At 66.5% G+C, this 11,715-nt stretch carries 12 protein-coding genes; 7 read left to right on the forward strand and 5 right to left on the reverse strand.

The window, feature by feature from the left end:
- Positions 1–231: 231 nt before the first annotated feature.
- The 4 genes from ACOQPI_RS16360 to ACOQPI_RS16375 are packed head-to-tail and all read right to left on the reverse strand — an operon-like array spanning position 232 to position 3,421.
- Positions 232–1,179 (reverse strand): HpcH/HpaI aldolase/citrate lyase family protein, encoded by a 948-nt coding sequence (locus tag ACOQPI_RS16360; RefSeq protein ID WP_420620681.1) that lies wholly within the window; start codon positions 1,177–1,179, stop codon positions 232–234.
- Positions 1,176–1,700: a MaoC family dehydratase gene (locus ACOQPI_RS16365; RefSeq protein WP_420620682.1), complete on the reverse strand. Its 525-nt coding sequence runs from the start codon at positions 1,698–1,700 to the stop codon at positions 1,176–1,178. Before ACOQPI_RS16365 ends, ACOQPI_RS16360 begins: the two co-directional genes overlap by 4 nt.
- 9 nt (positions 1,701–1,709) lie before the next feature.
- A complete protein-coding gene (locus ACOQPI_RS16370) occupies positions 1,710–2,921 on the reverse strand; it encodes an acyl-CoA dehydrogenase family protein (RefSeq protein ID WP_420620683.1) in 1,212 nt (403 codons plus the stop codon).
- 2 nt (positions 2,922–2,923) lie between these two features.
- Positions 2,924–3,421 carry a MaoC family dehydratase gene (locus ACOQPI_RS16375; RefSeq protein ID WP_420621055.1) on the reverse strand — a complete coding sequence of 166 codons (498 nt, stop codon included), beginning with the start codon at positions 3,419–3,421 and terminating at the stop codon, positions 2,924–2,926.
- A 104-nt stretch (positions 3,422–3,525) separates the two neighbouring features.
- Between ACOQPI_RS16375 and ACOQPI_RS16380 the strand changes: the two genes are divergently transcribed.
- The 5 genes from ACOQPI_RS16380 (at position 3,526) to ACOQPI_RS16400 (ending at position 9,476) form a co-directional block, all read left to right on the forward strand.
- Positions 3,526–4,329, forward strand: coding sequence for a maleylpyruvate isomerase family mycothiol-dependent enzyme (locus tag ACOQPI_RS16380; protein WP_420620684.1), 804 nt, complete (start codon positions 3,526–3,528; stop codon positions 4,327–4,329).
- Between the two features lie 80 nt (positions 4,330–4,409).
- Complete coding sequence (locus ACOQPI_RS16385; RefSeq protein WP_420620685.1) at positions 4,410–5,684, forward strand: alpha/beta fold hydrolase; 1,275 nt, start codon at positions 4,410–4,412, stop codon at positions 5,682–5,684.
- Between the two features lie 23 nt (positions 5,685–5,707).
- Positions 5,708–6,604 carry an SDR family NAD(P)-dependent oxidoreductase gene (locus ACOQPI_RS16390; RefSeq protein ID WP_420620686.1) on the forward strand — a complete coding sequence of 299 codons (897 nt, stop codon included), beginning with the start codon at positions 5,708–5,710 and terminating at the stop codon, positions 6,602–6,604.
- A gap of 9 nt (positions 6,605–6,613) precedes the next feature.
- Positions 6,614–7,870: a cytochrome P450 gene (locus tag ACOQPI_RS16395; protein ID WP_420620687.1), complete on the forward strand. Its 1,257-nt coding sequence runs from the start codon at positions 6,614–6,616 to the stop codon at positions 7,868–7,870.
- Between the two features lie 28 nt (positions 7,871–7,898).
- Positions 7,899–9,476 (forward strand): class I adenylate-forming enzyme family protein, encoded by a 1,578-nt coding sequence (locus ACOQPI_RS16400; protein WP_420620688.1) that lies wholly within the window; start codon positions 7,899–7,901, stop codon positions 9,474–9,476.
- Between the two features lie 41 nt (positions 9,477–9,517).
- Here ACOQPI_RS16400 and ACOQPI_RS16405 read toward each other — a convergent pair whose 3' ends face one another.
- Positions 9,518–10,243 carry an indole-3-glycerol-phosphate synthase gene (locus ACOQPI_RS16405; RefSeq protein ID WP_420621056.1) on the reverse strand — a complete coding sequence of 242 codons (726 nt, stop codon included), beginning with the start codon at positions 10,241–10,243 and terminating at the stop codon, positions 9,518–9,520.
- Between the two features lie 245 nt (positions 10,244–10,488).
- Between ACOQPI_RS16405 and ACOQPI_RS16410 the strand changes: the two genes are divergently transcribed.
- Positions 10,489–10,773 (forward strand): transposase, encoded by a 285-nt coding sequence (locus ACOQPI_RS16410; protein ID WP_420618060.1) that lies wholly within the window; start codon positions 10,489–10,491, stop codon positions 10,771–10,773.
- Positions 10,770–11,666, forward strand: a complete 897-nt coding sequence (locus tag ACOQPI_RS16415) for an IS3 family transposase (protein WP_420618059.1) — start codon at positions 10,770–10,772, stop codon at positions 11,664–11,666. The genes ACOQPI_RS16410 and ACOQPI_RS16415 overlap by 4 nt, the downstream gene beginning before the upstream one ends.
- Positions 11,667–11,715: the final 49 nt, after the last annotated feature.

Raw genomic sequence — 11,715 nt, forward strand, 5'->3', positions numbered from 1 at the left:
AGCTGTGCTCGGGCCCGCGGCCTGAAATAGCCCTTGGTTGCCGTCGATGGCCTCTGGGGATGCGGTGTAGCCGCGTGCTGCGAATGAGAGATCGCCCACGTTGCGCAGCGTTCGCACGTCGCGCTCTAGATCTAGACAAACACGGCTGATTCAAGATCTAATTTTGAAACAGCCGCAAACCCCACGGCGAATGCCCACCCGAAGGCGACCTCATCCTGCGAATCGGCCCCGTCAGCCGATGAGGCCGCATTGGCGGGCTCGGTTGAGGGTGACTTCGAAGAGGCGGGTGGTGGCGGCGTCGATCATCAGACCCTTGTAGTTGGCCGCGCCTAGTCCCTGGGCCTCGGCTTGGGCGACGGCGTCGATCACCCCTTGGGCCTCGGCGATCTCCTCGGGGGTTGGGGCGAACACACGGTTGGCCACCTCGATCTGGCTGGGGTGGATGCACCACTTGCCCACGCCGCCGAGCATCGAGAACGTGGCTGCGCTCTTCTCATAGCCCTCCGGGTTGGTGAAGTTGGCGTACGGCCCGTCGATGGCGTCGATGCCCGCGGCCCGGCAGGCCACGACCATGCGGGTGCGGGCGTAGTGCCACACATCGCCCGGATAGCGCAGGGCGGCGTCGCCGTCGGTCACCCCTATGTGGCCAAGTCGCATCCCCTGGCTGGCCGACAAATCACCCACCCCCAGCGTGAGAGCCTCCAGGCGAGGGCTGCACCGGGCGATCTCGTCCACCGTCTGAATCGCCTCTACCTCCTCCACCAGGCACTCGATGCCGATCCGGCCCACCTCGAGGCCCAGCTTGAGCTCGAGCTGGGTCAACATGTCGTCCACGAACCACACCTCGCGGGGGCCTTTGATCTTGGGCACCATGATCACGTCGATGTTGGCTCCGGCGCCGGTCACCACCTCGGCGATGTCGTCGTGGCACCACTGGGTGTGAACGCCGTTGATGCGGTAGGAGCGGATCTTGTCGCCCCAGTCCAACTCGTTGAGCCCGGCGACGATGTTCTGGCGGGCGTCCACCTTGGCCGACGGGGCCACCGCGTCCTCAAGGTCCAAGAACACCATGTCCGCATCGCTCTGCGCCGCCTTGGCGATCATCTTCTCGGAGTGCCCCGGAGTGGACAGCTCCGAGCGCCGCACCCGCACCGGCATCTGGCGCTCATAACTGCTCATTGGACCTCCCTGGTCTCGGTTTCGGTTTCGGGAATGGCCGCCCCCCAGTGGCTGCGGCGCTTGATGAGCACCAGGCGCTCCAACTCGCACACCACCTCGCCGTGCTGGTTGCACCCCCAGTGCTTGAACCGCACGATACCGGAGTCGTCGCGGTCGGGGGCATCGGCGGTATCCAACACCTCGGTGTAGGCGGTGATGGTGTCGCCGTGGTGTACCGGTTTGGAGAACCGCACCGCGTCGAGCCCGAGCTCGCCCAAGGCATTCTCGGCGGTGTCCTGGCTGGCGAGCCCCACCGCCATCGACCCCGTGATGAGTCCGAACACAAGGCGGCCGTCGCCCAGGGGGGAGCCAGCCAATATCTCTTCGTTCCAATGCGTCTGAGCGGTGTTCATCACCTGCTTGGAGATGTAATTGTTCTCCACCTCGTCGATGGTGGCCGAGCGGGCATGGCGCATCCGCTGGCCCACCGCGAAGTCCTCGAAGTAGTTGTTCGAGCCGGTTAGAGAGGACAGATCGCTCATAGTCTTGTTCTAGCGCAGCGGGGATGGGGGGAGCAGGTGGTCGGAGATGATCCGCTGCATGATCTCGCTGGTTCCCTCGAAGATCTTGGTGAGTCGGGCGTCGCGCCAGTAGCGCTCGATGGGGAAGTCGGTGGTGTAGCCCGCGCCGCCGTGGATCTGGAGCGCCTCTGAGGTCACCTTCTCCGACATCTCGGCGGCCAGATACTTCACCATCGCCGCCGCCATGTCGGGCTTCTCCCCCGCGTCGGCGCCGGCCGCAGCCTGGTACATCAGGGCCCGACAGGCCTCGATCTCCGAGGCCATCTTGGCGATCTTGAAGCGGGTCACCTGGAAGTCACCGATGGGGCGGCCGAACTGCTCTCTTTGCTGGGCGTAGGCAATGGAGTCCTCCAGTGCGCCCCGGGCCAGGCCGATCGACCGGGCCGCGGTGTGGATGCGGGGCGTGGCCATGGCCGCTGCGGTCTGCCTGAAGCCGATGTCGTCGGCCGTTTCGGCCTTCTGGTAGCCGATCAGGCAGTCGTCGGGCACAAAGCAGTCGTCGAACGACAGCTCGAAGGTGCGCCAGCCGTGGTAGCCGATTTTTCTGATGGAGCTGCCCGACACCCCTTCGGGGAATGCTCCCGGCGCCTTGTGGACAGCGAACTGGCGGATCCCGGAGTGGCGGTTGTCGGGGTCGTAGGGCTTGTTGCGGGCCACCACCAGGATGCAGTCGGCCTGGTCGGCGAAGGTACACCACATCTTCTGGCCGTTGAGCAGCCAGCCGCCCTCGGTTTTGTCGGCCCGGGTGCGGATCGAGGCGATGTCGGAGCCGGCGCCGGGCTCCGACATGGCGAAACAGCCCAGCCAATCGCCCTTGGCGGCCAGCGGGAGGTACTGCTCCCGCTGGGCGGGGTCGAGCGAGAGGGCGATCCCGGCGCGGGCGATGATGCTGGCCACGCTCATCCAGGCTCGGGAAAGCTCCTCGGTGATCAGGGCATACTCGAACACGCCGAGGCCGAGACCCCCGTAGGGCTCCGGCACCATGACCCCGAAGAACCCAAGTTCGCCCATCTCGGCGCGCAGCTCGTCGGGGATGAGACCGTGCTCGGGGTCGAGGCGGTTGGCGATGGGCAGCACCCGGCTCATGGCGAAGTCGCGGGCCATCTCCTGGATCGCTGTCCGCTCGTCGGTGCGGTAGGGCGCCGGGATCGGGGGACGCGGGTCCACCAGGGCGCGGGGCATCTTCAGTCGCCCTTTGGGGGGCGCCTTTTGGCCACCAGGTTGGTGCGCTGGTAGTCGACCACCAGCTCGCCGTGTTGGTTGTGGGCCTCGGTGTGCCAGGTGACGATCCCGGTGTGGGGTCGGGTCTTCGACTCGCGGGCCTCAACCACCTTGGAGGAGGCCGTGAGCGTGTCGCCCGGATACACCGGGCGGTGGAATCTCACGTTCTCCATGCCCAGAAAGGGGCCGCCGATCTCGCTCAGGTCCTCCACCGACAAGCCGACCACCGTACACAGCACCAGCATCGGGTTGACCACCACATCGGGATGGCTGTGCGCCTTGGCGAACTCGGCGTTCAAATGCATCGGATTCCAGTTGCACGTAGCCGTGGAGAACAGGGCGTTGTCGCCAGCGGTGATCGTGCGGCCCCAGTGGTGGGCGAACTCCCGCCCCTCGGGAAAGTCCTCGAACTGGTGGCCGTGGACGACTACCGGAAAGCTGTCGAAATCAGGCTCGCCCATCACCGCCCGACGCTAACAACCAAGCCCCTCCACAACAAGCAGCCACCATGAACCTCGCGGCCCATCCTCTTGACAGGGGGTGATTCGCGGTCAAGCATGGGCCGGTGACCGTTGAGGGTGTTACCGCGCTGGGGGCTTTTCACAACAGGATCGTCGAGGTGGCCCGAACCTTCTCGGATGCCGAGTGGCTAGCTCCTTCGGCCTGTCCGGGCTGGCGGGTGCGAGATGTGATCGCCCATATCGGAGCGGGTGCCCGAAACGTTATCGACCCGCTACCGGTGCCCGAAGACAGGCAGCCGCTGCCCGCCAACCGAGAGCGGGAGCACGATGTGCATGTGGACATTCGCCGAAGCTGGACCATCGCCGAAGTGATGGGCGAGTTCGAGCAGTTCGGCGCCGAGCGGCTGGAGCGCCTGCCGGGGCTTCAAGAGGAGCCGCTGGCCTCCACCGAGATCGAGATACCCGGGCTGGGCACCTACCCGATGCACGCCGCGGCCAACGGGCTGGCCTTCGACTGCTTCTGCCACCTCTACCACGACATCGCCGCTCCCGCAGGCCCGATCCAGCGGGAACTGCCAGCGCCCACCCACGAGGAGATGCTGCCGGTGGTGCAGTGGATGATGTGGGGCCTGCCCCAGATGCAGGGCCCCGAGCTGGACGATTCCCTGCTGGCGCCCGTAACCATCCGCCTGACCGGTCCCGGCGAGAGCGAGTGGACGGTGCGCCGGCCCGATGCGGCGGGCGGGCTAGTTGTGGAATCCGGCGGGGGCGCAGAGGTGGTGGTGGCCTCGACGGCGGTAGACTTCGTGTCGTGGGGCACAGGCCGCTCTGCGTGGCACACCGCATGCGAGGTAGAGGGCGACATGGCGGTAGCCACCGCGTTCTTGTCCACCCTGGACATTGTGTGACAGGGCCATCGCTCGACAGTGCCCCAGAAACCCCCGAACTCGCAGGTCGATGACCGCCCCCGACCCCGTTGAATTTGACGATGACCGTTACCGCCCCCGACCCCGTTGAATTCGCGGCGGCCTGTGCCGCAGACGGCGAAATGCGCATGGCAGTCCGCCATTGGACAGGCGGGCTGCGGTTGGGCATCGGCGAGGTGTGGACCGGCTTCACCGTCGCTGACGGGGAGATCAGCGCTGGTGTGCCTGCCGAAGGCAACGGGGTGATCACCATCGCAGGGCCGGCGGAGCTGTGGGCGCCGCTGATGGAGGCCGTGCCGCCCCGGTTCGCCCAGATCTCGGTGATGCTGGCCCTCGGCGAGATGGGCCTTCAGCGGGGCCAAACCAACCCGCTGCTGCTGTGGCAGTACCTGCCCGCGGTAGAGCGGGCCAGCGAGCTGTTGCGGGCGCCCGGCGCCGACCGCCCAACAGAGGTGGACGAGAGCGGCCCCATGCCCCGCCACGACAGCCCGGTGGGCCGCTACATCCACCTTGAGATCGACGGGCTCGACCACCGCGTCTACTACGAGGAGGCGGGCTCGGGCATCCCCCTGCTCTGCCAGCACACCGCCGGGGCCGACAGCATCCAGTACCGGCACCTGTTCGAGGTGGCCGAGATCACCGACCGCTTCCGCCTGGTGGCCTACGATCTGCCCTTCCACGGCAAATCGGTGCCGCCGGTGCAAAAGCGGTGGTGGGAGCAAAGCTACGAGCTGCGCGGGGAGTTCTTGCGACAGGTGCCCCTGGCCCTGGCCAAAGCGCTGGGGCTGGAGCGGCCGGTGTTCATGGGCTGCTCGGTGGGCGGTTTGCTGGCCCTGGATTTGGCGCTTCGCCATCCCGGCGAGTTCCAAGCGGTCATCGCCCTCGAGGGGGCGCTGCACATCGGCGGCAACCGGGACGAATTCTTCGGCTTCTGGCACCCGCAGGTGAGCAACCACTCCAAGGCCCGGATGATGGAGGGCCTGTGCTCGCCCACCTCGCCCCTGCCTTATGTGAAAGAGGTGTCGCAGGTGTACTCCTCCGGCTGGCCGCCCTCGTTTTTGGGCGACCTCTTCTACTACATGGAGGACTACGACATCCGCGACCGGGCCGGCGACATCGACACCGGCACTACCGCGGTACACATCATGAACGGCGAGTACGACTACACCGGAACCGTCGAGGCGGGCCGGGAGGCGCATCTGGCCATCGCCGGATCCACCCACACCGAGATGGCCGGCGTGGGGCACTTCCCGATGCAGGAGAACCCCGAGGCATTCGTGCGGTACCTGCTGCCGGTATTGGATCAGATCGAAGCCCGGGCCGCTCGACCCAATTGACACAAGCAGAACAGGAGGGGGCTTTGGGAGCGAAAATCAAGGGAAGGCCGGTGGTGGTCACCGGCGGCGGCAGCGGCATCGGGGCGGCGCTGGCCCTGGAGGCCGCAAACCGCGGCGCCGGCCACATCACGGTCTCAGATGTAGACCTCGAGGACGCCCAGGCGGTGGCCGAGAGCATCGCCGCCCAGGGCGGCGCCGCGGCGGCCCGCCAGTGCGACGTGACCGACGCGGCAGCCGTGGAAGAGCTGGCCCAGGCCGTCGCCGCCGAACACGGCGTCCCCGCCCTGGTCTGCGCCAATGCCGGGGTGATGTCGGCTATGGCGCCGCTGCTCCACACCGCTTCGAGCGACGCCGAGTGGGTGGTGAGGGTCAACGTGCTGGGCACCATCAACACGCTCCAGAGCTTCGGCCGGCTCATGGCCGACGGCCAGGAGCAGGGCTGGCTCATGGCCACCGGTTCGGAGCACTCCGTGGGCGTTCCCCACGCCAACTCGGGCGCCTACACCGCATCGAAGCACGCGGTGCTGGGCATGTGCGCCGTGCTGCGAGCCGAGCTGCCCGGCCACGTTGGGATCAGCGTGGTCTGCCCCGGTCTCACCGTGAGCAAGCTGTGGAACGCCACCCGCCAGCGCCCCCAGCAATACGGCGGCAACGCCGACAGCGACCCGGGCGCAGGGGTGTTCATGGAGCAGATGGGCATGAGCGCCGAAACCGTGGCCCAGCGCGCCTTCGACGGCATAGCGGAGGGGCATTTCTTGATCCCCACCCACTACCACGCCCGCGCCTACGCCCAGCAGCGAGCCGACGACATGGCCGAGGCCTACGACCGCCTCGCCGAAATCGACACCGCCGACTACGACCTCAACAGAACTGTCGCCGCATTCCTGACCGCAGCGGCAGAAGACCAAGAAGCCAGATAGGAGAAGCCCATGACCCTCAAGCCCGGTGACATCAACCTCGCCAGCAGCGGCGACATGGTGAAGGCAGGAGGCGTGCCCTTCGAGTACCTCGCGGTGCTTCGGCGGGAGGCGCCGGTGTTCTGGAACCCGCCCCCGGTGGACGGTGCCGTCCTGCGAGACGTGGAAAACTACGAGCCCTGCGGCTTCTGGGTGCTGAGCAAGTACGAAGACGTGGCATCAGTGTCCAAGGACACCGAGCGCTTCTCGTGTTGGGAGAACGCCATCTTGTGGATCGACGTCAAGCAGAGCCCGATGGCCCTCGCCGCGCAGCGAGCGGGCCTGATGGGCATGGACCCGCCCCAGCACACCCAGTTCCGGCGACTGGTCCAGCCGGGGTTCACCCCCCGGTCGGTGGCGGCGATGGAACCCCACATCCGCGAGGAGGCCGCCAAGGTGATCGGCGAGCTGGCCGAGCGCGACCGGGCGGAGTTCGTGTTCGAGGTGGCCGCAGAGCTGCCCATGATCCTTTTGTGCGAGTTGATGGGCGTGCCCCAAGACCGGCGCAACGAGTACCTCGAGTTGGGCAACGCCACCGCCAGCTTCGAGTTCAACGAGAACTTCGTCGAGGATCAGATCAACCTGTTCCTTTTGCTCGACGACATCGTCAAGACCCGCAAAGACGCCCCCGACGACACGCTGGTCTCGAAGTACGTCCACGGGGAGGTGGACGGCCGCAAACTCGCCGAGGGCGAGATAACCCAGTTCTTCCAGACCCTGTCGATCGCGGGCCACGAGACCACCCGCAACACCACCGCCCACTTCGTTAGGCTCATGGACGAGCACCCGGACCAGAAGGCGCTGCTGCTCGAAGACCTCGAGGGCCGGCTGCCCAATGCCATCGAAGAGGTGCTCCGGTTCTCGCCTCCGGTCATGCAGTTCTGCCGCACAGCCACCGAGAGCGTAACCCTCCGCGGCGCCGACATCGCCAAAGGCGACAAGGTCTACATGTCCTACATATCCGCCAACCGCGACGAGGACGTGTTCGAAGACCCGGAGCGGTTCGACATCCTGCGCCCGAACGCCGACAAGCACCTCGCCTTCGGAACGGGCGCCCACTTCTGCCTGGGCGCCAGCCTGGCGCGGCTCCAGCTCCGCTGCATCCTCAACGAGCTCTACACCCGCCTGCCCGACATCGCGCTGGCCGACGCTCCAACGCCGATGTACAGCGCCTGGTTCAACGCGATCACCGAAATGCCGGTGCTCACCTGCCCTGCCGCCTCCGGCTGAAGCGGGCGACCATCGTACTGTGGCGTCCATGGATCGCGATTTCCCCGACTTTGACCGGTCGTTTCTTCCCTACCTGAACGATGCCTTCCGCACCTACGCCCACCAAGTCTGCGCGATCCATGGAGACAGCCAGCTCACCTATGCCGAGCTCGACGCTCTGTCCGCCCGGGTGGCCAATGCGCTGCGGCGCGGCGGATTCGACCCAGGCGACCTCGGCGGGGTCTATAGCGCCAACAGCATCACCGCGTTCGCCGCTGCACTCGGCATTGTGCGGGCCGGGGGGGTCTGGGTTCCCATCAACCCGCGCCACTCGCCGGCCGCCAACATCGAGGTCCTGTCGCGCTTCGGGTGCCGTGTGCTGTTCCACCAGCCGGCCTTCGCCGACGCGGCGGCTGGCGCAGCCCAAGCGATCGGCGATGCGACCCTCGTCCCCATCGACGACGCCCCTGCCAACTCGCTCGCAACCTGGCTCGCCGACGCGTCCCCGACCGCGCCGCTCGTGGAGCGCGACGGGCGTGACACGCTTGCGCTGCCCCAAACCGGCGGCACCACCGGAACCCCGAAGGGGGTGATGCTCAGCCACCGGAACTTCGTCGCCTTGGCGTGGGCCGGGCGCCAGCGCTGGGACGGCGAGCCCCGGGTGATGCTGTGCGCCGCGCCGATGACCCACGTAGGCGGGCGCGCCGCGCTCATCTCGCTCGGCATCGGCGTCCGGCTGGTGATCTTGGGCGCCCCCCACCCGGCCTCCATCCTCGAAGCGATCCAACGCGAGCGCGTCACCGACCTGTTCCTCCCCCCGACCGCCATCTACAGCCTCCTCGACCACCCGGCCACGCTCACCACCGACTTCAGCTCCCTGCGCCGCTTCGCCTACGGATCGGCGCCGATGTCGATCCCCCGCCTGCGCCAGGCCTTCGACGTGTTCGGCCCGGTCATGGTCGGCGGGTTCGGGCAGACCGAGAGCCCCATCTACATCGCGCAGCGAGAGACCGCCGACCATTTCGTCGACGGCGACATCCACGGCGAGCTCCTCGACGACGCCGCCCTGCGCTCGGTGGGCCGGGAGACGGTCCTGTCGACCGTCGCCATCGTCGACGAGGACGCCAACCCGGTCCCAGACGGCACCCGCGGCGAGATCGCAGTCAAAGGGCCCATGGTGTCGGAGGGCTACTACCAGAATCCGGAGGAAACGGCGAAGGTCAGGCGCAACGGCTGGCACCTCACCGGCGACATCGGCGTGGTAGACGAAAGCGGCCGAATCTATGTGATCGACCGCAAAAAAGACATGATCATCACCGGCGGGTTCAACGTCTACTCCGGCGAAGTCGAACAGGCCCTCCTCAACATCGACGGCATCGCCGAAGCCGCGGTCATCGGAGTGCCCAGCGACCGCTGGGGCGAAGAAGTGAAGGCCATAGTCCGCCTCCACCCCGGCACCGACCTCACCGAAGCCCACATCATCGCCCACTCAAAGCAGGCGGTCGGATCGGTCATGGCCCCCAAGTCGGTAGACCTCGTCGCCGAACTGCCCCGAACCGCCATCGGCAAGATCGACAAGAAAGCGCTCCGCTCCCACCACTGGGAAGAAGCGGGCCGCTCCATCTGAACGCCGCTGCGCCGGATACCGCCTTACAGAAGTAGCGGTGGTTAAAGATATGCCGAATGAGCGATCCGCATTGCCTTGATGGCTTCAGCGGGATCGTCGGCCAGCATGAGCGCTTCGCCGACAAGCACTGCGTCGTATCCAGCGTCGCGCACTGCGGCCACTGTGGTTCCGCCTTCGACTCCGATGCCTGAGGCAGCTACTTTGATCGCGTCGTCGGGCAAGTGCTGGGCCATCTGCTCGGCGATGCGGTAGTCGACTGTGAACGCTGAGTCTTCGGGCTTATGCCGCTGGTTCACAGCGATGAGGGGGGCGCCGATGTCTGAAGCGATCTGAATTTCCATTTCGTCTTTCACCTCGACTAGAGCGTCCATTCCCAGATCGTGGGCGGCGGATTGCATGGCTGCCAGATGCCCAGGTTCTAGGTCGGCGACAATGAGGAGGACCGCATCGGCGCCCATTTCCGCCGACTCCTCGACATCCTCCAGCGTCCTTAGGAAGTCTTTGCGGAGAACGGGCACGCCTGTGACCGCGCTCTTCGCAGCTCTAAGATCGTCGGCACTCCCCCCGAACCGCTCTGTGTCGGTGAGAACCGAGATCCCCACGGCTCCACCATTCTGGTAGGCCAACGCCTGAGAGCGCGGGTCGAGAACGACCCTGATATCGCCACGAGACGGGGAGCGGCGTTTGATCTCAGCAATGACCGCGAGAGAATGAGTCCAACACACACAGTTTCTGAGCGCTAGAGATAACTTCCCGTGGACGGGCATCCGCTCCACGGGTTTACGCTCGGCGATTGGGGCAGCAGTCACCCGAGGCCCTTTCTCTCGTCTGCGATGACGGTACTCTAGTTCTATTGCCCGCTGAAGCAACAATTGGGCCCGTAGCCCCCTTACGTTGCTGTACGGATCTGACCGTGGGAGTGTTGGGGCTGGTTGCTCGCTGTGGCGGGTAAGGCTTTGTCCCCCTTGAGGTTCCCCCCTTTTCGTGGAGACATGCTCTATAAGGAGGAGCTATGTCCAGACCGCGAAGAGATTATGACCGGGAGTTCCGTGATGGGGCTGTCCGGATCGTCAAGGAGACCGGCCGGCCGGTGGCCCACGTCGCCCGGGAGCTCGGCGTCAACGAGGGCACGCTCGGGAATTGGGTGCGCCGGGACCGAGACGAGCGCTCGGGCGGGCTGAGCGGCGACGAGCGGGCCGAGCTGGCCCGGCTGCGCCGCCGGGTCGCCGAGCTGGAGATGGAGCGTGATGTGCTCAAACGATCCGTGGTCCTTTGGGTCAACGAGGCGACGCGGTGACCGCAGGGTTCATCGCGGCCCAAAGGACCGACCACGGTGTGCCTCACTCTGTGGCTTGCAGAGCGCTGGGCGTGGCGGAATCCACGTTCTACAAGCACCTCGACCGGCCGCTGACCGATCGGCAGCGGCGTCGCCGGGCGCTGGACGCCGAGGTGAAAAAGGCGTTCGACGAATCGGACGGCACCTACGGGTCGCCCAGGGTGCGCGCCCGGCTGCGACGCGATGGCCTGTCGGTGTCGAAGAAGACGGTGGAGGCCTCGATGGCCCGCCAGGGCCTGTGCGCCCGCCCCAAACGCAAAAAGGGCCTCACCAGCCCCGACAGCTCCCATGCGGCCCCCACAGACCTTCTGGGCCGCGACTTCAGCGCGACAGGGGTCAACCAGAAATGGTGCGGCGACTTCAAACAGGTTCCCACCGCCGAGGGCCCGGTGTTCCTCGCGACCGTCGAGGACCTCTACTCCAGGCGCATGGTCGGCTTCGCCACCTCCGACCGGTACCCGACCGCCGAGCTGGCCAAACAGGCCATCAACACCGCGGTCGCCACCAGAGGCGGCAACGTCAAAGGCGTCATCTTCCACTCGGACAAGGGATCGCAATACACCTCAGAAGCCTTCGCCGCCGCCTGCCGGCGGCTCGGCATCTCACGGTCCACCGGAAGAACCGGCAACGCGCTGGACAACGCGCCGGCCGAGTCGTTCTTCTCCACCCTCCAACACGAGCTCATCTCACGCCGAGCCTGGACCACCAGAGCCCGGGCCCGACGAGAAATCACCCTATGGGTCCACACCTGGTACAACCAGCACCGCCTCCACTCCGCAATCGGAATGACCAGCCCCGTAGAATACGAACAGGCCCACAACCCCGACCCTCAAAAACAAACTCTCCACGATTAGGGGGGAAGCTCACCCTGTCGGTTGATGGCTCGGGGGTGGTGCCGCCCGA

The sequence above is a fragment of the Candidatus Poriferisocius sp. genome (assembly GCF_965219815.1).
Classification (GTDB): domain Bacteria; phylum Actinomycetota; class Acidimicrobiia; order Acidimicrobiales; family Bin134; genus Poriferisocius.

Bases quoted from the DNA above. Each gene is read 5' to 3' on its own strand.
- ACOQPI_RS16360 (WP_420620681.1), bottom strand. From the start codon at position 1,179: ATGAGCAGTTATGAGCGCCAGATGCCGGTGCGGGTGCGGCGCTCGGAG.
- ACOQPI_RS16365 (WP_420620682.1), bottom strand. From the start codon at position 1,700: ATGAGCGATCTGTCCTCTCTAACCGGCTCGAACAACTACTTCGAGGAC.
- ACOQPI_RS16370 (WP_420620683.1), bottom strand. From the start codon at position 2,921: ATGCCCCGCGCCCTGGTGGACCCGCGTCCCCCGATCCCGGCGCCCTAC.
- ACOQPI_RS16375 (WP_420621055.1), bottom strand. From the start codon at position 3,421: ATGGGCGAGCCTGATTTCGACAGCTTTCCGGTAGTCGTCCACGGCCAC.
- ACOQPI_RS16385 (WP_420620685.1), top strand. From the start codon at position 4,410: ATGACCGTTACCGCCCCCGACCCCGTTGAATTCGCGGCGGCCTGTGCC.
- ACOQPI_RS16395 (WP_420620687.1), top strand. From the start codon at position 6,614: ATGACCCTCAAGCCCGGTGACATCAACCTCGCCAGCAGCGGCGACATG.
- ACOQPI_RS16400 (WP_420620688.1), top strand. From the start codon at position 7,899: ATGGATCGCGATTTCCCCGACTTTGACCGGTCGTTTCTTCCCTACCTG.
- ACOQPI_RS16405 (WP_420621056.1), bottom strand. From the start codon at position 10,243: ATGCCCGTCCACGGGAAGTTATCTCTAGCGCTCAGAAACTGTGTGTGT.
- ACOQPI_RS16410 (WP_420618060.1), top strand. From the start codon at position 10,489: ATGTCCAGACCGCGAAGAGATTATGACCGGGAGTTCCGTGATGGGGCT.